This window comes from Kitasatospora sp. NPDC090091 (assembly GCF_044747365.1).
GTDB lineage: Bacteria > Actinomycetota > Actinomycetes > Streptomycetales > Streptomycetaceae > Kitasatospora.
Genome location: NZ_JBIVDY010000038.1, coordinates 4,131 through 25,179, shown reverse-complemented (window position 1 = coordinate 25,179; position 21,049 = coordinate 4,131). Strand labels below are relative to the sequence as shown.

At 74.2% G+C, this 21,049-nt stretch carries 18 protein-coding genes; 9 read left to right on the top strand and 9 right to left on the bottom strand.

Annotation, left to right across the window (positions count from 1 at the left end; translation table 11 throughout):
- The first annotated feature begins 54 nt into the window (after window positions 1–54).
- Together cofD and ACIPSC_RS37780 are read left to right on the top strand one after the other, a co-directional pair.
- Window positions 55–1,065, top strand: coding sequence for a 2-phospho-L-lactate transferase (gene cofD, locus ACIPSC_RS37785; protein ID WP_400834495.1), 1,011 nt, complete (start codon window positions 55–57; stop codon window positions 1,063–1,065).
- A complete protein-coding gene (locus tag ACIPSC_RS37780) occupies window positions 1,062–2,363 on the top strand; it encodes a coenzyme F420-0:L-glutamate ligase (RefSeq protein WP_400834492.1) in 1,302 nt (433 codons plus the stop codon). Before cofD ends, ACIPSC_RS37780 begins: the two co-directional genes overlap by 4 nt.
- Window positions 2,364–2,413: 50 nt before the next feature.
- Here the strand turns inward: ACIPSC_RS37780 and ACIPSC_RS37775 are convergent, their stop codons facing one another.
- On the bottom strand, window positions 2,414–3,352 hold the full coding sequence (locus tag ACIPSC_RS37775; RefSeq protein ID WP_400834489.1) for a DNA-3-methyladenine glycosylase family protein: 939 nt from the start codon (window positions 3,350–3,352) through the stop codon (window positions 2,414–2,416).
- A gap of 50 nt (window positions 3,353–3,402) precedes the next feature.
- Between ACIPSC_RS37775 and ACIPSC_RS37770 the strand changes: the two genes are divergently transcribed.
- On the top strand, window positions 3,403–3,894 hold the full coding sequence (locus ACIPSC_RS37770) for an SgcJ/EcaC family oxidoreductase (RefSeq protein ID WP_400834486.1): 492 nt from the start codon (window positions 3,403–3,405) through the stop codon (window positions 3,892–3,894).
- A gap of 35 nt (window positions 3,895–3,929) precedes the next feature.
- Here the strand turns inward: ACIPSC_RS37770 and ACIPSC_RS37765 are convergent, their stop codons facing one another.
- Window positions 3,930–5,075: a peptidoglycan recognition protein gene (locus ACIPSC_RS37765; RefSeq protein ID WP_400834483.1), complete on the bottom strand. Its 1,146-nt coding sequence runs from the start codon at window positions 5,073–5,075 to the stop codon at window positions 3,930–3,932.
- 103 nt (window positions 5,076–5,178) lie between these two features.
- On the opposite strand from ACIPSC_RS37765, the gene ACIPSC_RS37760 reads away from it, so the two are divergent.
- From ACIPSC_RS37760 to ACIPSC_RS37750, 3 genes are all read left to right on the top strand, one after another.
- Window positions 5,179–5,970 carry a TIGR03089 family protein gene (locus tag ACIPSC_RS37760; RefSeq protein WP_400834480.1) on the top strand — a complete coding sequence of 264 codons (792 nt, stop codon included), beginning with the start codon at window positions 5,179–5,181 and terminating at the stop codon, window positions 5,968–5,970.
- A gap of 36 nt (window positions 5,971–6,006) precedes the next feature.
- Window positions 6,007–7,422, top strand: a complete 1,416-nt coding sequence (locus ACIPSC_RS37755) for an LCP family protein (RefSeq protein WP_400834477.1) — start codon at window positions 6,007–6,009, stop codon at window positions 7,420–7,422.
- 213 nt (window positions 7,423–7,635) lie between these two features.
- The gene (locus ACIPSC_RS37750; RefSeq protein ID WP_400834474.1) at window positions 7,636–9,336 is read left to right on the top strand and encodes an LCP family protein; all 1,701 of its coding nucleotides are present in this window, start codon (window positions 7,636–7,638) and stop codon (window positions 9,334–9,336) included.
- A 156-nt stretch (window positions 9,337–9,492) separates the two neighbouring features.
- Here ACIPSC_RS37750 and ACIPSC_RS37745 read toward each other — a convergent pair whose 3' ends face one another.
- Together ACIPSC_RS37745 and ACIPSC_RS37740 are read right to left on the bottom strand one after the other, a co-directional pair.
- Window positions 9,493–10,110, bottom strand: coding sequence for a DapH/DapD/GlmU-related protein (locus ACIPSC_RS37745; protein WP_400834471.1), 618 nt, complete (start codon window positions 10,108–10,110; stop codon window positions 9,493–9,495).
- Between the two features lie 65 nt (window positions 10,111–10,175).
- Window positions 10,176–11,216: a glycosyltransferase family 2 protein gene (locus ACIPSC_RS37740; protein WP_400834469.1), complete on the bottom strand. Its 1,041-nt coding sequence runs from the start codon at window positions 11,214–11,216 to the stop codon at window positions 10,176–10,178.
- Between the two features lie 164 nt (window positions 11,217–11,380).
- On the opposite strand from ACIPSC_RS37740, the gene ACIPSC_RS37735 reads away from it, so the two are divergent.
- Complete coding sequence (locus tag ACIPSC_RS37735) at window positions 11,381–12,964, top strand: LCP family protein (protein ID WP_400834467.1); 1,584 nt, start codon at window positions 11,381–11,383, stop codon at window positions 12,962–12,964.
- 105 nt (window positions 12,965–13,069) lie between these two features.
- On the opposite strand, the gene ACIPSC_RS37730 is transcribed toward ACIPSC_RS37735, so the two are convergent.
- The 4 genes from ACIPSC_RS37730 to ACIPSC_RS37715 form a co-directional block, all read right to left on the bottom strand.
- Window positions 13,070–15,652 carry an ABC transporter permease gene (locus tag ACIPSC_RS37730; protein ID WP_400834537.1) on the bottom strand — a complete coding sequence of 861 codons (2,583 nt, stop codon included), beginning with the start codon at window positions 15,650–15,652 and terminating at the stop codon, window positions 13,070–13,072.
- 15 nt (window positions 15,653–15,667) lie between these two features.
- Window positions 15,668–16,456 carry an ABC transporter ATP-binding protein gene (locus ACIPSC_RS37725; protein ID WP_374209167.1) on the bottom strand — a complete coding sequence of 263 codons (789 nt, stop codon included), beginning with the start codon at window positions 16,454–16,456 and terminating at the stop codon, window positions 15,668–15,670.
- Between the two features lie 321 nt (window positions 16,457–16,777).
- Window positions 16,778–17,332: an NADPH-dependent FMN reductase gene (gene ssuE / locus ACIPSC_RS37720; RefSeq protein ID WP_400834464.1), complete on the bottom strand. Its 555-nt coding sequence runs from the start codon at window positions 17,330–17,332 to the stop codon at window positions 16,778–16,780.
- A 213-nt stretch (window positions 17,333–17,545) separates the two neighbouring features.
- The gene (locus ACIPSC_RS37715) at window positions 17,546–17,623 is read right to left on the bottom strand and encodes a putative leader peptide (protein ID WP_380237219.1); all 78 of its coding nucleotides are present in this window, start codon (window positions 17,621–17,623) and stop codon (window positions 17,546–17,548) included.
- A gap of 250 nt (window positions 17,624–17,873) precedes the next feature.
- On the opposite strand from ACIPSC_RS37715, the gene ACIPSC_RS37710 reads away from it, so the two are divergent.
- Entirely contained in the window at window positions 17,874–19,280 is a 1,407-nt protein-coding gene (locus tag ACIPSC_RS37710; protein WP_400834462.1) for an LCP family protein, read from the top strand.
- 76 nt (window positions 19,281–19,356) lie between these two features.
- Here the strand turns inward: ACIPSC_RS37710 and ACIPSC_RS37705 are convergent, their stop codons facing one another.
- The gene (locus tag ACIPSC_RS37705; RefSeq protein ID WP_400834460.1) at window positions 19,357–20,166 is read right to left on the bottom strand and encodes an arylamine N-acetyltransferase; all 810 of its coding nucleotides are present in this window, start codon (window positions 20,164–20,166) and stop codon (window positions 19,357–19,359) included.
- Between the two features lie 189 nt (window positions 20,167–20,355).
- Here ACIPSC_RS37705 and ACIPSC_RS37700 point away from each other — a divergent pair, with 189 nt between their 5' ends.
- Window positions 20,356–20,880 carry a peptidylprolyl isomerase gene (locus tag ACIPSC_RS37700; RefSeq protein WP_400834457.1) on the top strand — a complete coding sequence of 175 codons (525 nt, stop codon included), beginning with the start codon at window positions 20,356–20,358 and terminating at the stop codon, window positions 20,878–20,880.
- The last annotated feature ends 169 nt before the right edge of the window (window positions 20,881–21,049 follow it).

Sequence of the window (21,049 nt, the reverse complement as noted above, 5' to 3'; positions counted from 1 at the left end):
GCGGTCGGTCGACGGTCGGGCTGACGACCCGTCGCTGCGTGGCAGGATGGGCGCATGCGCATCGTGGCACTGGCAGGCGGGATCGGCGGAGCGCGTTTCCTGCGCGGACTCCGGGAGGCCATCGGTCCGGAGGACGAGATCACCGTCATCGGCAACACCGGTGACGACATCCACCTCTACGGGCTGAAGGTCTGCCCCGACCTCGACACCCTCATGTACACCCTCGGCGGCGGCATCCACGAGGAGCAGGGCTGGGGCCGGGCCGACGAGACCTGGTCGATCAAGGCCGAGATGAAGGAGTACGGCGTCGGGCCGGAGTGGTTCGGCCTCGGCGACCGCGACTTCGCCACCCACCTCGTCCGCAGCCAGATGCTCACCGCCGGGTACACCCTGAGCCAGGTCACCGAGGCGCTCTGCGTCCGCTGGAAGCCGGGCGTGCGGCTGCTGCCGATGAGTGACGACCGGGTCGAGACCCATGTGCGGATCACGGACGAGAACGGCACCCGGGCGGTCCACTTCCAGGAGTACTGGGTCCGGCTGCACGCGGCCGTCGACGCCGAGGCGATCATCCCGGTCGGCGCGGACACCGCCAAGCCGGCGCCCGGGGTGCTGGAGGCCGTCGCCGCCGCCGACGTCATCCTCCTCCCGCCGTCCAACCCCGTCGTCTCGATCGGCACCATCCTCGCCGTGCCCGGCATCCGGGCCGCGATCGCCGCGGCTCCCGCACCCGTCGTCGGCCTCTCCCCGATCATCGGCGGGGCGCCGGTGCGCGGCATGGCCGACAAGGTGCTGGCCGCCGTCAACGTCGAGGCCACCGCGGCGGCGGTCGCGCTGGACTACGGCAGCAGGACGGCGCTGCGAAGCAGCACGGGCGAGGGCGGCGGTGGGCGACGGGAGGGCCTCCTCGACGGCTGGCTGGTGGACACCGCGGACGAGGCGGCGGTCGCCGAGGTCGAGGCCGGCGGGATCGCCTGCCGGTCCGTCCCGCTGCTGATGACCGACGTCGCCGCCACCGCCGAGATGGCCCGGGCCGCGCTCGCCCTCGCCGAGCAGGTGCGGGCGTGAACCCGGCCGCCGTGCAGGTCCTCCCGGTCGAGGGCCTGCCGGAGGTCGACGCCGGCGCCGACCTCGCCGGGCTGATCGCCAAGGCCGGCGCCTACGAGGACGGCGACATCCTGCTGGTCACCTCGAAGATCGTCTCCAAGGCGGAGGGGCGGCTGCAGCACGCCGCCGACCGGGAGTCCGCGATCGACGCCGAGACCGTCCGGGTGGTGGCCCGCCGCGGCCCGGTCCGGATCGTCGAGAACCGCAACGGCTTCGTCATGGCGGCCGCCGGGGTGGACGCCTCCAACACCGCCCCCGGCACCGTCCTGCTGCTGCCCGAGGACCCGGACGCCTCGGCCCGCGCGCTGCGCGCCGGACTCCGGCGGCTGACCGGGCGCCGGCTCGCCGTCGTGGTCACCGACACCTTCGGCCGGCCCTGGCGCAACGGGCTCACCGACGTCGCCATCGGCGCCGCCGGGCTGGACGTGCTGGAGGACCACCGGGGCCGCCGCGACGCCCACGGCAACGAGCTGGCCCTCACCGTCACCGCCACCGCCGACGAGCTCGCCGCCGCCGCCGACCTGGTGAAGGGCAAGGCCACCGGCACCCCGGTCGCCGTGGTCCGCGGCCTCGGCCACCTGGTCACGGCCGAGGACGGCGCCGGCGCCCGGCCGCTGGTGCGCCCCGCCGCCGACGACATGTTCCGGCTCGGCACCTCCGAGGCGCTGCGGCAGGCCGTCACCCTGCGGCGCACCATTCGGGCCTTCACCCCGGAGCCGGTCGACCCGGGCGCCGTCCGGCGCGCCGTCGCCGCCGCGGTCACCGCGCCGGCCCCGCACCACACCACGCCCTGGCGGTTCGTCCTGCTGGAGTCGGCCGGGACCCGGACGGCGCTGCTGGACGCCATGCTCGCCGCCTGGCAGCGCGACCTGCGCGAGCTCGACGGCTGGGACGAAGCCCGGATCGCCCGCCGCACCGCGCGCGGGGACGTGCTGCGCGACGCGCCGTACCTGGTCGTCCCCTGCCTGGTGACGGACGGCTCGCACGACTACCCGGACGCGCGCCGGGCCGCTGCCGAACGCGAGATGTTCACCGTCGCCATCGGCGCCGCCGTGGAGAACTTCCTGGTCGCGCTCACCGGCGAGGGCTACGGCTCGGCCTGGGTCTCCTCCACCATGTTCTGCCGCGACACCGTCCGTGCCGTCCTGGACCTGCCGCCCGCCTGGGACCCGATGGGCGCCGTCGCCGTCGGCCGTCCGGCCGAACCGCCCCGCGAGCGCCCCGAGCGCAGCGCGGACGCCTTCATCGAGGTGCGGTAGCCGCGCGAGCCTGCGGCGTGCCCGCCCGGGTGCACCGGAGCGGGCCCGGCTCACCGGCCCCGGTGGTCGTTGGGGGCGAGGCGCGGGCCGTAGCGGGGGGCGTGGGTGCCGGTGGACAGCAGCAGCCGGCAGAGGCGGTGGCGGTGGGGCCGGTAGGGCTCCAGCAGCGCGAGCATCTGGGCGTCGTCGCTGCGCGGGCGGCCCGCCAGGGCCCAGCCGACCAGGTTGGGTAGGTGGAAGTCGCCCACCGAGACGGCGTCCGGGTCACCGTTGCTGCGTTGCAGCGTCTCGGCGGCCGTCCAGACGCCGATGCCCGGGACGGCGGTGAGCCGGGCGAACGCGGCGGCCTGCTCCATCGCGGAGGCCTCCTCCAGCCGGGGAGCCAGCCGGACGGCGCGCACGACCGTCGCCGAGCGCTTCGGGTCGACGCCCGCGCGGTGCCACTCCCAGCTCGGGACCATCGCCCACTCGCGGGCCGACGGCGCCACCCGCATGCCCTCGGCCGGGCCCGGCGCCGGGGTGCCGAAGTCGCGCAGCAGGGTGCGCCACGCGCGGTACGCCTCGTCGGTGGTGACCTTCTGCTCCAGGATCGCCGGCACCAGTGACTCCAGGACCAGCCCGGTGCTGGTGAGCCGGATCCCGGCCGTCCGCCGCTGGGCGTCCCGCAGCGGGCCGGGCGGCAGGACCAGTCCGGCCGGGTCGTCCTCCGCACCGAGCAGCGCCGGCAGCCGGTCCAGCAGCCACTGCGCGCCCGGGCCCCAGACGCTCGCCTCGACCGCGCCCTCGGCAGGGCGGGCCAGCACCCGCAGGGTGCCGATGCCGGCCGGCGTCCGGGAGGCCCGCCAGACCGCGCCGTCGCCGGTGGTCCGGTATGCCGGGTCGGCCGGGCCACGGCGCAGCGGCAGCAGCGTCCGGGCCACGTCCAGGGGGTAGCCCGGCCGCCAGCGGCGCACCGCCGCCGGCCCGCTCGCGGCCTCGCCCGTCACCACGCGCCTCGCCTCCGCTGTCCGGCTCCACCGCCTTCGTCGACCATGGGGATATGAACGATACGCGGCTGCCGGAGCTGTCCTCCGCGGACGAGAGCGCGGTGCGGGCGCTCTACCACCGGGCGCTGGACGGCTGGAACCTGCAGGACGGCGCGGCCTTCGCCGGTCCGTTCAGCGAGGACGGGGAGGTGATCGGCTTCGACGGCACCCGGCACAGCGGGCGCTCGCTGATCGCCGCCGAGCTGGGGCGGATCTTCGCGGACCACGTGCCGCCCGAGTTCGTCGCCAAGGTGCGGCGGGTCCGCGCGCTCGGCCCCGGCGTGGTGCAGCTGGACGCCGTCGCCGGGATGGTGCCGGACGAGGCCGAGGACATCGACCCGGCCCTCAACGCGCTGCAGACGATGATCGCGGTCAACGCGGGCGCGGGCTGGCGGATCGCGCTGATGCAGACCACCCCGGCGCGCTACGACCTCCGGCCGGACCTCGCCCGGGCGCTGACCGCGGAACTGCGGTCCTTGATCGGGCGAGGTCCGGGGCCGGTGTAGCGAGGGGGCAGCGGGGTGGGGGTGCGGTGACGGGGTCAGCGCCCCTGGAGGTGGGCGGCCCAGGAGCGGATGTCGCCGAGCCGCTGGTAGAGGGCGCCGCCGGGGCAGTCGGTGGCGAAGGCGTCCCGGTGGCCGGAGATGGTGTCGAAGGAGACGACCGTGCCCTTCGGGTAGCGGCTCTGCGAGGAGCCGGAGGTGAGGTCGGTGGTGCCGCCGGCGTCCTGGCCGGTGAGGCCGAGCTTCCAGGCGGCGATCTTGCTGACGCCGTCGACCAGGCTCTGCTCGGGGCTGGTCGAGGTGAAGGTGCCGAGCGCGGCGACGCCCGCGCTGTCGGTGTTGAAGCCGAGGGTGTGTGCGCCGAAGACGGGCTGGTCGACCCCGCCGGCCCGGCCCTCGTAGATGGTTCCGCAGCGGTCGACCAGGAAGTTGTAGCCGATGTCCCGCCAGCCGTTGCTCTGGACGTGGTACTGGTAGATCGCCCGGATCATCTGCGGCGCGTCGCTGCACGCGTAGTCGGTGGCGGTGGCGGTGTGGTGCACGAAGACCGCCCGGACCTGCCCGGTGTAGACGAAGCCCGGGTCACGCAGCGACTCGTCGGCGCCCCAGCCGGCCCGGGTGACGATGCCCGGCCGAGGTGCCTCGTGGTCGGCCCGCCGCGCGGGTGACGATTCGGCCGGAAGGGTGCGCGGGGCGGCGGGTGCCGCGGCGGCGCCGCGACCGGGGTCGACCAGCTCGGCCCGCAGCCCGGCGGGCAGTCCGCGCGGACCGGGGGTGACCTCGACGGCCACGCCGTCGCTGGGGCCGGTCCACAGCGGCGCCGAAGCGCCCCGCGCACCGGACCGGCCGTCGCGCTCGTCGGGCGCGTCCTCGCCGTCGACGTCCAGTTGGTGCCACGCGCTCCAGGTGCCGGTGGCGATGCTGCGGGTCCGGACCCGGACCGAGGCGCCCTCCAGCGAGCCCCGGGGGTCGTCCCAGCTGACCCCGACGAGGGAGAAGGGCTTGGTGGAACGGGTCGAGGACCCGTGCTCGGTGTGGGCGAGCGGCACGGTCGTCACCGATCCGCCACCGGCCGAGGTGTGCCTGGTCGGGGCCGGCTCGGTCGCGGCGCCGACGGCGAGTGGTTGGAGGAGCAGGGCGGCGGTGCAGCCAGCGGCGGCACCGGCGAGAAGTGAGATACGCATAAAAAGGATATTGACGACAAACCGCTTCTGACGCCACGCCAGTTCACCCCGGTCCGGCGCCCCTCCCGGTCGCCCGCCCGGAGGCCGTAGGCTGGGGCGCACCATGACTTCGCCTTTCGCTGCCGATGCCCGCACCCCCGTCGAGCTGCTGCACGCTTACCTGCGAGGTGGCTCTCCCTCAGTCGACCCCGCGGCCCCGCTGGTCACCTTCTACGACGACGCCACCGGCGAACGGGTGGAGCTCTCCGCCCGGACCTTCGACAACTGGGTGGCCAAGACCGCCAACCTGCTCCAGGACGAACTGAACGCCGGCCCCGGCGACCGCGCCGCCCTGCTGCTGCCCGCCCACTGGCAGAGCGCCGTCTGGCTGCTGGCCTGCTGGTCCGTCGGGGTCGCCGCGGTGCCGGGCGGCGACCCGGCCGCCGCCGACCTGGTGGTCAGCGGCCCCGACGGCCTGGAGGCCGCCCACGCGTGCGAGGGCGAACGGGTGGCCCTCGCGCTGCGCCCGCTCGGCGGCCGCTTCCCGCAGCGCCCGGACGGCTTCCTGGACTACGCCGCCGAGGTGCCCGGCCAGGGCGACCGCTTCGCGCCGTACTCCCCCGTCACGCCGGACGCCCCGGCGCTGGAGACCGTGGTCGACGGCCTGCCGCTGAAGCTGACCGGCGACCAGACCGTTCAACTCGCCCGGGAGGGCGCCACCCGACTGGGCGTCAACACCGGTGACCGGGTGCTCTCCACCCTCTCGTACGACGACTGGGCGGGCCTGGAGGCCGGCCTGCTCGCGCCGCTGTCGGCCGGCGCCTCGGTGGTGCTCTGCCGTAACTCCGACGGGCTGAGCGCCGAGCAGTGGGAGAAGCGCATCGAGTCCGAACGGGTGACACTGCGCCTCGGGTAACCCCCGGCTCGGGCCCGGCGGGTAGGGATCCCTGCCATGGCCGAGGACGACACCGAGCACCCCCCGACCGACAGCTCCCCACCCGGGGGAACACCTCCCCCGGGCATTCCCCCGGACCAGGACCCGGACCTCCCGCCCGCACCGAGGCGCAGGCGCCGGCGGTGGCTGATGATCACCGCCGGCGCTCTCGCCTTCCTGCTGGTCGCCTGCGGCACGCTGCTCTGGATCGCCTACCGCAAGCTGGACGGCAACATCCGGACCGACTCGGCCACCGACCAGCTGCTGGCCCGGCTGGAGGCCGAGCGGCCCAGCCGCACCGCCGGCGCCAAGGGGGCGGAGAACATCCTGCTGATCGGCAGTGACGACCGCACCGGGGCCAACGCCTCGTACGGCGAGGCCGGCGGCCGGCGCTCGGACACCACGATCCTGCTGCACCTCGCGGCCGACCGGCGGCACGCGACCGCGGTCTCCATCCCCCGCGACGTCATGGTCACCGTCCCGGCCTGCGAGAAGCCGGACGGCACCCGGAGCCGGCAGGCGCTGCTGCAGTTCAACGCCGCCTTCGAGACCGGCGGTCCGGCCTGCTCGATCCGGACCGTCGAGCAGCTCAGCGGCATCCGGATGGACCACTACGTGATCCTCGACTTCACCGGGTTCAAGGCCATGGTGGACGCCGTCGACGGGGTCGAGGTCTGTGTCCCGCAGGCGATCCACGACAAGGACGCCAAGCTCGACCTGGCGGCCGGGCGGCAGACCCTGCACGGCGAGCAGGCGCTCGGCTACGTCCGCGCCCGGGAGACCCTCGGCGACGGCAGCGACACCCAGCGGATGGGCCGTCAGCAGCAGTTCCTGGCCGCCCTGATCCGCAAGGTGCAGTCGCAGGACGTGCTGCTCAACCCCGCCCGGCTCTGGCCGGTGCTGGACGCGGCGACCTCCTCGATCCAGGCCGACGGCGGGCTCTCCTCGCTGGGCGCGCTCTACGACCTGACCCAGGAGCTGCGGGACATCCCGTCCGCCGACGTGGTGTTCCTGACCGCGCCGCGCCGGCCGTACCGGTTCGACTCGGACCGGGACGAGTTCGTGCAGCCACAGACCACCCAGCTGTTCACGGCGCTGCGTGACGACCGCCCGATCACCGTCCGGCCGCCGAACCCGTCCGCTCCGGCGAGTGCCGCGGCGGGCACGTCCGCGCGGGCCTCGGGGAAGCCGTCGGGAGGCGCGTCGCCGAGCCTCGCGCCCAGCCGCGCGCCCAGCCTGGCGCCGAGTGCGTCGCCGGGTGCGCGGGTGAGCGGGTCGGCGAGCGCCTCCGACGGGCCGTTCGCGAGCCTGTCCGTCGTGCCCGGTTCGGACCGGGCCACCGGGCCGTCGCCGGCCGCCGCGACGCCGACCTCCACCACGCCGCCGTCCTTCGAGGGGCGGACCGCCGACGTGGATGCCTGCGCCGTGCATTGACCGCCGGTCAGGGTCACTCTTTTGTGTACAGATCACGATCTTGGGAGGTATTCCCCGGGAATTCCAGACGGCCCGATCACCCGCCGAATTGCGTTTTCCGAACATGGCGGAGATCACATCAGGAACAATTCCCCCACCCGGCTCGTCTAGGGTGTCCGGGTCGGTGCGCAAGCGGACGCACCGACCCGTGGACCGGCCGGAGGGAGGGAACCCGTGCAGCAGGACTGGCAGGACACCGGGCCGTACCGGCTCGACCCGGCCGCCGGCATCCCCGCCCAGCGCCGCCGACGGGCGACCCCCGGTCCGGACGCCGAGCCCGCGCCCGCCTCACCGGGTGCCGCCGCCGGGTCCGCGCACCCCGGCGGACGGGCGGCCCGCCGCAGGGCGACCACCCGGCGCAGCCGCCGGCGGGCGCTGAAGTGGACGGCCGGCGTGGGAGCGCTGGTCCTGATGGCCGGCTGCGGCAGCGCGTACTACGCGTACCAGCACTTCAACAGCAACATCACCGCCGTCAAGGTGCAGCTGGGCGACGAGGCGGAGCGTCCCAAGCCGGCCGGCGACGCCCTGAACATCCTGGTCATCGGCACCGACAGCCGGGAGGGCCTCGGCCGCGAGTACGGCGACGAGGGCAGCACCGGGCACGCCGACACGACCCTGCTCTTCCACGTCGCCAAGGACCGCAGCAATGCGACCGTGGTGAGCCTCCCGCGCGACCTGATGGTGCCGATCCCGGAGTGCCGGACCAGCACCGGAAAGACGATCCCCGGAACGTCGCGGGCGATGTTCAACGAGAGCCTCGGCCAGGAGGGGCGCGATCCGGGCTGCACCTGGAAGACCGTGGAAAAGGTGACCGGAATCCGGGTCGACCACTTCGTGATGGTCAACTTCGAGGCCGTGAAGTCGCTCTCCACCGCCGTCGGCGGGGTCGAGGTGTGCGCGGCCAAGGACATCAACGACCCGGATTCCCACCTGAGGATGAGCAAGGGCCGGCACGTGGTGCAGGGCGACGAGGCACTGGCCTTCGTCCGCACCCGGCACGCCGTCGGGCTGGGCGGCGACCTCACCCGGATCCCGCTCCAGCAGCAGTTCATCAGCTCGATGATCCGCTCGATCAAGAGCGGCGACACCCTGACCAGCCCGGCCAAGCTGTGGAAGCTGGCGGACGCCGCGACCAAGGCGCTCACCGTGGACGACGGCATCGGCAGCGTCGACAGGCTGAAGGACCTCGCGCTGGACGTCAGCAAGGTGGACACCGGGAACATCACCTTCGCCACCGTGCCGGTGGCGGACGACACGAGGGACAAGAACCGGCTGATGCTCAAGCAGCCGGAGGCGGGGCAGCTGTTCTCGCTGGTGGCCAACGACCGTTCGCTGACCGAGACCGCCACGCCGACCGCGCCCGCCTCACCGGGTGCCGCCGCCTCTCCGGGAGCGGCCGCGGGTCAGGGAGCCGCCACCGGTCAGGGACCCGCCGCGCACGCCGCGCCGGCCGGGCCGGGCGCGACGGCCCCGCCGTCGGCCTCCGCCGCGGCGGACGACGCGAAGGACCTCCGGGTGACGGTGCGCAACGGCAGCGGGACGCCCGGGCAGGCGCAGCGGACCGTCGACCGGCTCCGGGCGAAGGGCTTCGCCCGGGCCGCGACCGCCGCCAACGCGCCCGCCGCGGCGGCCACTTCGGTCACCTACCCGGCCGGGAAGGCTGCCGAGGCGGCCGCTCTGGCCGCCGTGCTGGGCCTGCCGGCCGAGGCCGTCGAGGAGGATCCGAAGGCCGGTGCCAGGGACGGGCTGGCGGTGGTCCTCGGCAAGGACGTGCCGGCGGCGACGGCGACGGCCTCGCCCGGCGCGGTGCCGACCGAGGCGCCCAAGGACCTCCAGCGCGTCCAGGCGGACGACACCGACGTCTGCGCCAAGTAGCTTCGGCCGGCGCCGCGTTGCAGTGGCCGGCGAGGTCGTGGGCGGCGAGGTCGTGGCCGGCGAGGTCGTGGGCGGCGGGGTCGTGGCCCGCGTTGCGGCGGCTCGCGAGGTCATGGCCCGCGTAGCGGTGGCTGGCGGGGTCGTGGCCCCGGCCCGTTACAGCAGGGCGAGCGTGCCGTCGGTCTCGCGGTACTCCTCGCCGGTGCGCGGGCAGCGCCAGCGGTCCGGGCCGGCCGGCTCCAGCGGTTCTCCGGCCCGGCCGACCCACTTGATCCGGCGGGCCGGGACGCCGGCCACCAGCGCGAAGTCCGGTACGTCCCGGTGGACGACCGCACCCGCGGCGACCAGGGCCCAGCGGCCCACCGTCACCCCGGCGACCAGGACGGCGCGGCCGCCGATCGAGCAGCCCCGGCGGAGCGTCACCCCGCGGGCCTGCCAGTCGTCGCTGCGCTTGAGCCGCCCGTCGACGTCGACGGAGCGCGGGTAGAGGTCGTTGGTGAGCACGGCCGCCGGGCCGACGAACACCCCGTCCTCCACCACGGCGGGCTCGTACACCAGCGCGTGGTTCTGCAGCTTGACCCGGTCCCCGATCCGTACGCCCGGGCCGACGTAGGCGCCGCGCCCGACGATGCAGTCCGCGCCGATCACCGCGTCCTCGCGCACCTGGGCCAGGTGCCAGACGGTCGTCCCGGCGCCGAGCACCGCCCGTTCGTCCACGTCCGCGCTCGGCTCGACCCGGGCACCGACGACGGACCCGCCCTCAACTGTCCCCATGGCGCCCGACGATAGCGTCGGAGCGGGGGGCGGGAGGGCGGGTCCGTGGGATTGGCCGGATCGGGTCAGCGGGCCTCGGTGACCACGTTGGCCGGGGCCGGCGCACGGCTGCCGATCACCCGGCGGGCGAGCGAGCGCGGCGAGGTGAGGAAGCCGAAGCCCCAGCTGAGGTGCATGGTGGCGAAGGCCACCGGCAGCAGGGACTTCGCCCGGAACGAGAGGCCACGCCCCTCGACCAGCGCGCCGCCGACGATCCCCGCGAGGTAGGCGCCCGGCACCGCGAGGAAGGCCGGGTGGACGGCGACACCGAGCAGCAGCCCGAGCGTGACGGCCAGGAACGCGGCCGGCGGGGCGAGGTAGCGCAGGTTGACCGAGCCCCGGTGGTAGCGGGTGACCACCCGGCGCCAGCGGCCGTAGTCCTTGTACTGCTTGGCCAGCGCCCGCACGCTGGGGCGCGGCCGGTAGGTGACCCGCAGCTGGGGGGTGAACCAGACCAGCCCGCCGTCCTGGCGGATGCGGTAGTTGAGCTCCCAGTCCTGGGCGCGGACGAACTCCTCGTTGTAGCCGCCGAGCTTCTCCAGCACCTCGCGCCGGAACACCCCGAGGTAGACGGTGTCCGCCGGGCCCGCCAGACCGCCGGTGTGGAACGCCGCGTTCCCGACACCGATCTTGGAGGTCATCGCGGCGGCGACCGCGTTCTCCCACTCGGTCTCGCCCTCGGCGTGCATGATGCCGCCGACGTTGGCCGCCTCCATCTCGCCGAGCAGCCGGACCGCCGTGGTGATGTACCCCGGGGTGAGCAGGCCGTGCCCGTCGACGCGGACCACTATCGGATGGCTGGAGCCGCGGATGGCGGCGTTCAGCCCCGCGGGTGTGCGCCCGGTGGGGTTCTCCACGGTCCGGACCCGCGGGTCCTCGGCGGCCAGCTCGGCGGCGATCTGCGCAGTGCGGTCGGAGGACGGACCGAGGGCGATGACCACCTCCATCGGCCCGGCGTAGTCCTGTTCCAGGATGTGCCGGACGGCCGTACGCAGGTGTCGTTCCTCGTTGAGCACCGGCATGATCACGGAGACCGCCGGCAGCTCCTCAGCAGCCTTGGTGTTCATCGGGGCCAACCGTACCGGTGAGGACGGGTCTCCGTCTTGTCCCGGTCTGGGCAGCTCCGCGCACCCTGCGGTGGAGGAACGTTTCATCGGTCGCGCCCACCGTACCCGCCACCCCCGGCGCGCCCTCACCCGGCCCGGCACAGGCCGCCCCTACCATCCGAGAGATGCCCGTCTCCCCCCTCACCGCCCAGCCCGAACGGCGCCGCAGCTGGCCCCGACGGCTGGCCACGGGCGTCGCCCTCGGCGTCCTCGCCACCTCCTGCGGCGGCTGGGCGGTCCTGGACGGCCTCGGCTCGATCGACCGGGTCGACGCCTTCAGCAGCGATCAGGCCCGGCCCGCCGACGACGGCTCCACCACCTTCCTCGTGGTCGGCACCGACGAGCGGGACGGCATCCCGGAGAAGACGCTCAAGGACGTGTTGCACGCGGGGGGCGAGTCCTGCCACTGCACCGACACCATGATGATCGTCCGGCTCGCCGGGGACGGCGCCCGGGCCAGTGTGATCAGCATCCCGCGCGACTCGTACGTGGACATCCCCGCCCACCGGGACCGGGTCACCCGCAAGGAGGTCCCGGCGGGCAAGGGGAAGATCAACGCCGCCTACGGGCTGGGCGGGCCGCAGCTCGCCGTCGCCACCGTGGAGCAGAACACCGGGCTGCGGATCGACCACTACCTGCAGGTGAACTTCACCGCCTTCGTCTCCGCCGTGGACGCCGTCGGTGGGGTGCGGGTCTGCACCGCCAAGCCGCTCAGGGACGAGTACTCCGGCCTCGACCTGCCCGCCGGCACCAGCACCCTGGACGGCGCCGGGGCGCTCAAGTACGTCCGCGCCCGGCACGTGGACGGCAGCTCCGACCTGGGGCGGATGCACCGGCAGCAGAAGTTCGTCGCCGAGCTGCTGCACAAGGTGACCAGCAGCGGCACTCTGCTCAACCCGGTCCGGCTGACCCGGGTGACGGACAGCGTGCTCGGCTCGGTGAAGGCCGACAAGGACCTCAGCGCGGACGACCTGGTCACGCTGGCCACCCGGATGAAGGACCTCACCGCCGGCCGGGCCGACTTCGCGACCGTGCCGCTGGCACAGGTGGACCACCAGGTGCCCGGCTGGGGATCGACCGTGGTGTGGGACCGGGCGGGGGCGCGGGCCCTGTTCGACGCGGTGCGGTCCGGGCGGCCGCTGGCGGAAACGGCCCCGGAGGCCGCCGCCGCGGCCGCCGCCGGCTCGCCCCCGGCCGCCCCGGCCAGGGAGCCGTCCGTCACGCCGGAGCAGGTGCGCGTCCAGGTGTTCAACGCGACCGGCGTGCCCGGACTGGGCGCCCGGATCGACGGCGACCTGCGGCGGGCGGGCTTCGCCACCACCGGCGCGCCGTCCAACGCCCCGGCGGGCACACCGCCCGGCCGGACGGCGGTCCGGTACGACCCGCGGTGGGCCGAGTCGGCCCGGCTCCTGGCGACCGCGCTGCCCGGCGCGGAGCCGACCGCCGTCCCGGGGCTCGGGCCCACCCTGCAGGTGTACGCGGGCGCCGACCTCCCGGGGGCGGGCGGTGCCGCGGCGGGCCCCGCGGCCGGCTCCTCCGCGATCGCGGGCGCGGGCCAGGGCTCGGCGCCCGCCCCGCCGCCTCCCCCGGCGTCCCCCGCGCCCCCGGCCGCCCCGGCCACAGCGGCGGCCGCGGCGGCCCCCTCCGGCGCGGCGTCGCCCGGCGCCGGGATCGCCGCGGAGACGGCGGCGGAGATCATCTGCCCGTAGCGAGTGCCTCACGGATCCGGCCGGGCACGCCGCAGGGACCGGGTGCTGGTTCGCACCCGGCCCCTGCGGCCCCCCGTTCGACCCCGATCCCCCCGGATCCCGGGGTCAGTCCGTCGCGATGGCCGCGAGGACGTTCATCCGCCCGGCCCGGAAGGCCGGGACGAGGGCGGCCACCAGGCCGATCACCACCGAGGCGATCAGCGTGACGGCGATGGTGCCGGTCGGCACGGACAGCGTCGCCAGGCCCTGCTCCTTCAGGACCTGCTGCCCGGTGATGCCCCAGGCCAGGCCGAGCCCGGTACCGAGGACGGCGCCGAAGAGGGCGATCACCACCGACTCCAGCCGGATCATGCGGCGCAGCTGGCGGCGGGAGAGCCCGATCGCCCGCAGCAGGCCGATCTCGCGGGTCCGCTCGACCACCGAGAGCGCCAGGGTGTTGACCACGCCGAGCACCGCGACCACGATCGCCAGGCCGAGCAGGCCGTAGATCATGTAGAGCAGGGTGTTGACCTGCTCCTGGACCAGCTCCTTGTAGCCGGCCTGGTCCCGGACCTTGAGCTGCGGGTAGTCCTTGAGCGAGTTCTCCAGCGCACCGAGCGTCTTGGTGACGTCGGCACCGGCCGCGGCCTTGCCGTAGATCTGCACGTCGAGCGGCATGTCGGCGGCCGGAACGGCCTTGGCCAGGGTGTCGATGCCGATGAAGGTCGCTCCGGCGAAGAGCGAGTCGCCCTTGCCCAGGACGGCCCCGACCGGCACGGACTGGGTGTGGCCGTTGCCGTAGTCGACCTTGACGGTGTCGCCGACCTTGAGCTTCTGCTCGGTGGCGAACTCCTCGCCGACCGCCAGCGACCCCTGCTTCAGCGACTCGACCGACCCGGACTTCACCTCCAGCCGGAAGTCGTCGCCGAAGGTCGCCGAGACCGCGGAGACGTGCTTCTTGAAGGTGCCGCCGTCCGGCAGCGAAAGCAGCGCCGGCAGGCTCTTGTGCTCGGTGACGTGGGCGAGCCCCGGCGTCCCCGCGGCGGCCTTGACCATGTCGGGGTTGACGATCCCCTGGCTGCTGGAGATCACGTAGTCGGCGCCGACCGACTTGTCGATCTGCTGGTTGGTGGACTTGATCACGGACGAGGTGAAGACCGAGGCACCGATCACCAGCGCCAGGCCGATCATCAGCGCGGCCGCGGTGGCGCCGGTCCGGCGCGGGCTGCGCATCGCGTTGCGCTGGGCCAGCTTGCCGGACGGGCCGAACACGGCCGGCAGGGCCGCGCCGAGCACCCGGACCACCGTGGTGGCCAGCAGCGGGCCGAGGACGACGAAGCCGATCAGGGTGAGCAGCACGCCGAGGCCGAGGTACTGCCCGCCGGTCGCCGCCTTGTCCGCCGTGGCCGCGAGCACCAGCAGGCCACCGCCACCGGCGGTCAGCACCAGGCCGGCGATCGTCCGGACCACGTTGGAGCGCGCCTCGGCGGGCGTGCCGTGGTCGCGCAGGGCGGCCATCGGGGCGATCCGGCTGGCCCGGCGGGCCGGTATCCAGGCGGCCAGCACGGTGATCACGATGCCCACCGCGTAGGCCGCGACCGGCACGTTCAGCCCGATCTGCAGGTCGCCGGCGTCGAGGTTCATGCCGACCGCGTTCATCAGGCCGATCAGACCCACCGCCAGGCCGAGGCCGGCGCCCAGGCCGAGGGTGGAGCCGAGCACGCCGAGGATCAGCGCCTCCACCAGCACGGAGCGGTTCACCTGCCGGCGGCTGCCGCCGATGGCCCGCAGCAGGCCGATCTCGCGGGTGCGCTGGGCGACCAGCATCGAGAAGGTGTTGATGATCAGGAAGCCGCCGACCAGCAGCGAGATGCCGGCGAAGCCGAGCATCGCGTACTTCATGAAGTTGAGGAAGGAGCCGACGCTCTTGCTGTTCTCCTCCTTCTGCTCCGCGGCCGTCTTCACCTGGAAACCGCCGCCGAGCTTGCCGAGCGCGTCGGCCTTGAGCTGCTCGTTGGTGCGGCTGCCGTCGCCGAAGGCCTCGACGGAGGTGTACTCGGCCTTGCCGAGGAGGTCCTTCTGCGCGGTCGGGGTGTCCAGGAACGCGAGCGCGGCACCCGGGTTGGTGGTCTTGAAGGTGGCGATGCCGGCGAGGGTGAACTCGTGGGTGCCGTTGGTCGCGGTGATCACCCGGATCTTGTCGCCGAGGCCGAGCTTGGCCTTCTCGGCGGTGTCGGCGTCGAGCACCACCTGGTCGGCGCCCTGCGGCACGTGACCGCTGGTGATCTCCACCGAGTTGCGCGGGGTGTCGGTCCAGTTCCCGGTCAGGGTCGGGGCACCGCCGGTCGGGCCGATGGCCTTGTTGGTGACCGGGTTGACCAGCACGGCGTTGGAGACGAAGACCTGGCCGAGGGCCTGCTTGACCCCGGCGATGGCGGCGACCCGCTCGACCGCGTCGGCCGGCACCGTGGCTGTCTTGCCGGCCGGGCGGTCGTCGTCGTCCTCGCCGTCGAGCCCGGTCTTGGCGGGCTGGACGGCGATGTCGGAGGCCGTCGAGGCGAACAGCCGGTCGAAGGTGCTGGTCGCGGTGTTGGAGAACACCAGGGTGCCGGACACGAAGGCGACCGACAGCACGACCGCGATCAGCGAGAGCACCATCCGCCCCTTGTGGGCGAAGAAGCTCCGCAGTGACGTCTTGAGCAGCATGATCCTTGGCCCGCCCGCTCAGCTGGTGCGCTTGCCGTCGAAACGGCGCATGCGCTCTAGGACGGAGTCGGCGGTCGGGGCGTGCATCTCGTCGACGATCACGCCGTCGGCGAGGAAGAGCACGCGGTCCGCGTAGCCTGCGGCGACCGGGTCGTGGGTGACCATGACGATGGTCTGGCCCAGCTCGTCGACCGAGCGGCGCAGGAAGGTGAGCACCTCGGCACCGGCCCGGGAGTCGAGGTTCCCGGTGGGCTCGTCCCCGAAGATGATCTCGGGGCGGGCGGCCAGCGCTCGGGCCACCGCGACGCGCTGCTGCTGCCCGCCGGACAGCTGGGTCGGGCGGTGCTTGAGCCGGCCGGCCAGGCCGACGGTCTCGACGACCTGGTCCAGCCAGGCGGTGTCCGGCTTGCGGCCGGCGATGTCCATCGGGAGCGTGATGTTCTCCAGCGCGTTCAGCGTGGGGAGCAGGTTGAAGGCCTGGAAGATGAAGCCGATCTTGTCCCGGCGCAGCTTGGTGAGCTGCTTGTCCTTCAGCCCGGTGATCTCGGTCTCGCCGATCCAGATCCGGCCCTCGGTCACGGTGTCCAGCCCGGCCAGGCAGTGCATCAGGGTCGACTTGCCGGAGCCCGACGGGCCCATGATCGCGGTGAAGCGGCCGCGCTGGATGTCGACGTCGACCGCGTCCAGCGCGGTGACCCTGGTCTCGCCGCTGCCGTAGGCCTTGGTGACCTGGCGAGCCGAGGCGGCGACGGCACCGGTGCCGCCGGGAAGCTGGGAGTCGTACACGGCTGCTGCTGCCGTCGTCACTGAAGTCTCCTAAGAAGTGGGCCCACCCGTTGCCCCCAGCCTCGCCGACCCCACCTGTGCTGCGACATGGTGGAGGGGATAGTCCTCGACCGGGAGTTGACCCCACCCTCCCGGTAGACCGGGGTGTCCGACCCGGCAGAACCGGGCCCCGTTCGGACGGGCGGGGATGTGATCCACGTTAGGAGTACCGGGCGAACAGCTCGTCATCCGCCGGTATGAAGCCGCACAACCGTAGTTGTACGGGGCGGGGTACCCCTCCCCCTAGGGGTAGCCGCCGCCCTCCTCAGGGTCGGCCCGTACGGGGGCTCGCGAGACCTCCCGTCAGCAGGTCAGGACGGGCGCGGCGAGCCGCTCCAGGGCCGTCGCGAACCCGTCGACCACCGGCGTCAGCAGCACGTCCGTCTCGCGCTCGATCGCCGTGGCGCCGTCCTCCCGGACGGTGATGTGGCGGTCGAGCACGAACCAGCCCTGGGTGACGTGGCCGGCGCCCATCGAGCTGAGCACCGGGCGCAGCGCGTAGTCCACCGCGAGCACGTGCGCGGCGGAGCCGCCGGTGGCCAGCGGCAGCACGGCCTTGCCGGTCAGCGCGTACTGCGGCAGCACGTCCAGCAGGGTCTTCAGCAGGCCCGAGTAGGCCGCCTTGTAGACCGGCGTGCCGATGACCACGCCGTCCGCCTCGGCGAACAGCTCGGCGGCGGCGACGATCGCGGGGTGCGCGAAGTCCCCCGAGAGCAAGGCGTGCGCGGGCAGGCTGCGCGCCTCGAAGGGGACGACGCGGTGGCCTCGGTCGGCGAGCTGCGCGTCCACGTGGCGCAGCAGGCGGGTGGTGCGGGAGGTCGCGGACGGGGAGCCGGAGACGGACAGGACGGTGGCCATGGGTTCACCTCGGGGCGGGAAGCGGGGCAGCGCCGGAGGGACGGGCGGCGCCGCGGGAGCGGGGCGACGGCGCCGGGCGAGCGGATCGGCGCCGCGTGGAGCGGCGGTACGAGGAGACGACGCGGCGCCGGCGCCACCGCGGAGCGGAGGCGGAACGGGAGGAGGGCTCTCGGCCGGGAAGGGGCCGGGCCGGACCGGGCCGGGGGGCGCGCGTCAGCCGCGACAGAGCGAACAGGACACACGCTGCAGGTCGACGTGCCGCCGACGCGTGAGAGTCCGTCGCTGATCCATGGCGGTCATGCAAACACGGTGCGTTCCGGGCGGTCAAGGATCGTTCCGGCAGGCGAACACCGGGCGCGACACATGCTGAGACAGATGTTGGGACGGACGGGGAGGCAGTGGCTTGGGGGACGGAGGGCGTGCGGACCTCCGCGGGACGTTGCCGCGGAACGATCCGGCACGTGCATCAAATCTGCTACAAGGCGCCTGGTGGGGGCCCCGGGGGGAGTCACCGCAACCGGCGTCGGGCATCCTCTCCCACATGAACACGTGGCAGGAGGGCCGCCCGGGCGGCGGCGGGAACTCGTACGGCAGCGGCAGCGGCGGCGCGTACGGGCAGGGCGGGGGCGGTACGGCGGCCGAGCCGCCGCTCCCCCCGTCGCTGAACCCGCGCGGGCCGGGTGCCCCGGCGCCGCGGCAGCCGCAGGGCCAGGAGCGCGCGCCCCAGGGGAACGCGCCGGCGCAGGCCCCCGGCTACGGCGGTCAGCAGGGCTACGGCGCGCCCGGGTACGGCGACCAGGGCTACGACGAGACCGCCTACGGCCGGCCGCAGGCCTACGGGCAGCCGGACGGCCGCCCGGGGGTGCCGCCGCAGCAGGCACCCGGCACGCCCGGCGGCCCCGGTGCGCCCGGCGGGCCGATAGGCCCGGGCGACGGCCGGCCGCCCACCGCCCGCTCGTCGCGCTGGCCGCGGCGCCGGATCGTCAAGTGGTCGGTCTTCGGCGTGGTGATCGCGCTGATGGTCACCGCCGTCTCCACCTGGTTCTGGGCGGACTCCAAGCTCAACCACGAGAACGTGCTGACCGACTACGCCGGCCGTCCGGCCGCGGGCAAGGGCACCAACTGGCTGATCGTCGGCTCCGACAGCCGCAACGGGCTCTCCGACTCGCAGGAGGAGGACCTGCACACCGGTCACGCGGGCGGCAAGCGCAGCGACTCGATGATGATCCTGCACATCGGGGACAACGGGAACACCCTGATGAGCATCCCGCGCGACTCCTGGGTGCCGATCCCCGAGCACCCGGGCGACAACGGGAAGACCGTCAAGGCCACCACCTCGAAGATCAACTCGGCCTTCGCGGCGGGCGGCGGCAAGCTGCTCGCCCAGACCGTCGAGCTGAACACCGGTATCCGGATCGACCACTACGCCGAGATCGGCTTCGCCGGGTTCGTCGGCATCGTCGACTCGGTCGGCGGCGTGGACATGTGCATCGAGCAGGACGTCAAGGACAAGGACTCCGGCCTCGACCTCAAGGCCGGATGCCAGTCCCTGACCGGCACCCAGGCGCTCGCCTTCGTCCGCCAGCGCCACCAGATGGCCGACCAGGACCTCGGCCGGATGCGCAACCAGCAGAAGTTCCTCGGCGCGCTGGCCAAGCAGGCCGCCTCGCCCGCCACGCTGCTGAACCCGTTCACCTTCTACCCGCTGGTGGACTCGGGCCTCGGCACGCTGATCGTCGACGAGGACGCCGGGCTGACCGACCTCGGCTCGCTCTTCCTCGCCATGAAGGACGTCAACGGCGGCGGCGGCAAGAGCATCACCGTCCCGATCGCCAACCCGGACTTCCGGACCAGCACCGGCGAGTCGGCGGTCAAGTGGGACAGCGCCAAGGCCAAGCAGGTCTTCGACGCGTTCAAGAACGACACCGCCGTGCCGGACGTGAAGTAGGCCCGGGACGACGTGGAACGGGAGCGGGGGCCGGGCTGTTGCCCGGCCCCCGCTCCCGTTCGGCCGTGCGCCGCGGCTACGGCGCCCGGCCGGCGGGCGCGACGGGGAGGCGGTCGAGGGTGATGCCGAAGAGCGTGCGGTAGGTCGCCAGCGCGGCCGCCTCGTCCAGGGCTTCCTCGGTGCGGGTGCCGTCGGCGGCGGTGCGGATGAGCCGGGTGCCGCTGAGCGTGACCCGGCCGCCCTCGGGGGTCGGCAGCGTGCAAGTGGTCGAGCGGGTGAAGTGCGAGTCCGGCGAGGTGGTCTGCCACCAGCAGGTCGGCACGAAGTCCGCCAGCGGGTGGGGCCGCAGGCTCAGCCGGTACTGCGGCTTGCCGCCCATCAGCACGTCCAGCTCGTCGTCGCCGCCGGGCACGATGGTGAACTCACCGGCCGGGTCGGCCTGCGGGCCGCGCTCGTCGAGGCGGAGCGGCTGCCGGCTGAAGGCGCCGAAGCCGACGTCGACCAGCCACGGCTCGTCGAGGTCCACCCGCAGCGCGAGGTGGTCGAACGGCGGGCCCGGCCGGTCGCCGTCGAAGACGCGGGCCGACAGCAGGCTCACCTCGTAGCCGAGGGAGCGCAGCAACTCGGCGAAGGAGCCGTTGAGCTCGTAGCAGAAGCCGCCGCGGCGGCGGGTCACGACCTTCTCCACCAGTGCGCCCGGTTCGAGCACCACGGGCTCGCCGAGGTGGATGCCGAGGTTCTCGAAGGGCACCGCCTGCAGGTGGGCGAGCTGGAGCTCCGCCAGCGCCGCCGGGGACGGCCGGCCGGGCGCCGGTACGCCGATCCGGGCCAGGTAGGCGTCCCGCTGGGCGTCGGTGAGGCCGTCGAACGGCGTGGGGTGGTCCATCAGCCCATTCCACCCGGACCGCGGACGGTCTGCCATCGGATATTGGACCTACGCCCTGGGCCCCGTCCGGCCGAGGCCCAGGAGCCGGGCCCGTGGGACCCGGGTCGTCGTTCCGCAGCGCCCGGCCTCCGGCTTCGGGCCGCCGTGGCAGGATCGGCAGGCACCCCGTCCGGCTACCGAAGGCAGATCGTGGCCCAGCAGCTCTACGCCGTCCTCAAGACCAACCGCGGCGACATCACCGTCCGGCTCTTCGAGTTCCAGGCGCCCAAGACCGTCCGCAACTTCGTCGAGCTCGCCGAGGGCCGGCGCGAGTGGACCCACCCCGGGACCGGCGAGCCGAGCACCGACCGGCTCTACGACGGCACCCTGTTCCACCGGGTGATCCCCGGCTTCATGATCCAGGGCGGCGACCCGCTGGGCGACGGCACCGGCGGGCCGGGCTACGCGTTCCCGGACGAGTTCCACCCGGAGCTCTTCTTCGGCCGCCCCTACCTGCTGGCGATGGCCAACTCCGGCCCCGGCACCAATGGTTCGCAGTTCTTCATCACCGTGAAGGCGACGCCGCACCTGAACCGCAAGCACACCGTCTTCGGCGAGGTCGCCGACGCGGCCTCGCAGCAGGTGGTCGACGCGATCGCCGCCACGCCCACCGGGGCCGACGACCGGCCGGTCGAGGACGTCGTCCTCGAATCCGTGGTCGTCGAGCGCCGCTGACCGTCCCCGCCACCGGCGCGGACCGGGGCGGGGGGGGGGGGGGGGGGGGGGGGGGGGGGGGGGGGGGGGGGGCCGCCCCCGCGGGGGCCCCCCCCCGGCGGGCCGGGGGGGGGGGGGCCGCCCCGGGGGGGGGGGGCCCCCCCCCCCCCCACGATGACGGTGCGACGTG

What these genes read in the sequence shown, in the direction of transcription:
- cofD (WP_400834495.1), top strand. Translation starts at nt 55, where the DNA reads ATGCGCATCGTGGCACTGGCAGGCGGGATCGGCGGAGCGCGTTTCCTG.
- ACIPSC_RS37770 (WP_400834486.1), top strand. Translation starts at nt 3,403, where the DNA reads ATGAACGATACGCGGCTGCCGGAGCTGTCCTCCGCGGACGAGAGCGCG.
- ACIPSC_RS37765 (WP_400834483.1), bottom strand. Translation starts at nt 5,075, where the DNA reads ATGCGTATCTCACTTCTCGCCGGTGCCGCCGCTGGCTGCACCGCCGCC.
- ACIPSC_RS37760 (WP_400834480.1), top strand. Translation starts at nt 5,179, where the DNA reads ATGACTTCGCCTTTCGCTGCCGATGCCCGCACCCCCGTCGAGCTGCTG.
- ACIPSC_RS37755 (WP_400834477.1), top strand. Translation starts at nt 6,007, where the DNA reads ATGGCCGAGGACGACACCGAGCACCCCCCGACCGACAGCTCCCCACCC.
- ACIPSC_RS37745 (WP_400834471.1), bottom strand. Translation starts at nt 10,110, where the DNA reads ATGGGGACAGTTGAGGGCGGGTCCGTCGTCGGTGCCCGGGTCGAGCCG.
- ACIPSC_RS37740 (WP_400834469.1), bottom strand. Translation starts at nt 11,216, where the DNA reads ATGAACACCAAGGCTGCTGAGGAGCTGCCGGCGGTCTCCGTGATCATG.
- ACIPSC_RS37735 (WP_400834467.1), top strand. Translation starts at nt 11,381, where the DNA reads ATGCCCGTCTCCCCCCTCACCGCCCAGCCCGAACGGCGCCGCAGCTGG.
- ssuE (WP_400834464.1), bottom strand. Translation starts at nt 17,332, where the DNA reads ATGGCCACCGTCCTGTCCGTCTCCGGCTCCCCGTCCGCGACCTCCCGC.
- ACIPSC_RS37715 (WP_380237219.1), bottom strand. Translation starts at nt 17,623, where the DNA reads ATGGATCAGCGACGGACTCTCACGCGTCGGCGGCACGTCGACCTGCAG.
- ACIPSC_RS37710 (WP_400834462.1), top strand. Translation starts at nt 17,874, where the DNA reads ATGAACACGTGGCAGGAGGGCCGCCCGGGCGGCGGCGGGAACTCGTAC.
- ACIPSC_RS37705 (WP_400834460.1), bottom strand. Translation starts at nt 20,166, where the DNA reads ATGGACCACCCCACGCCGTTCGACGGCCTCACCGACGCCCAGCGGGAC.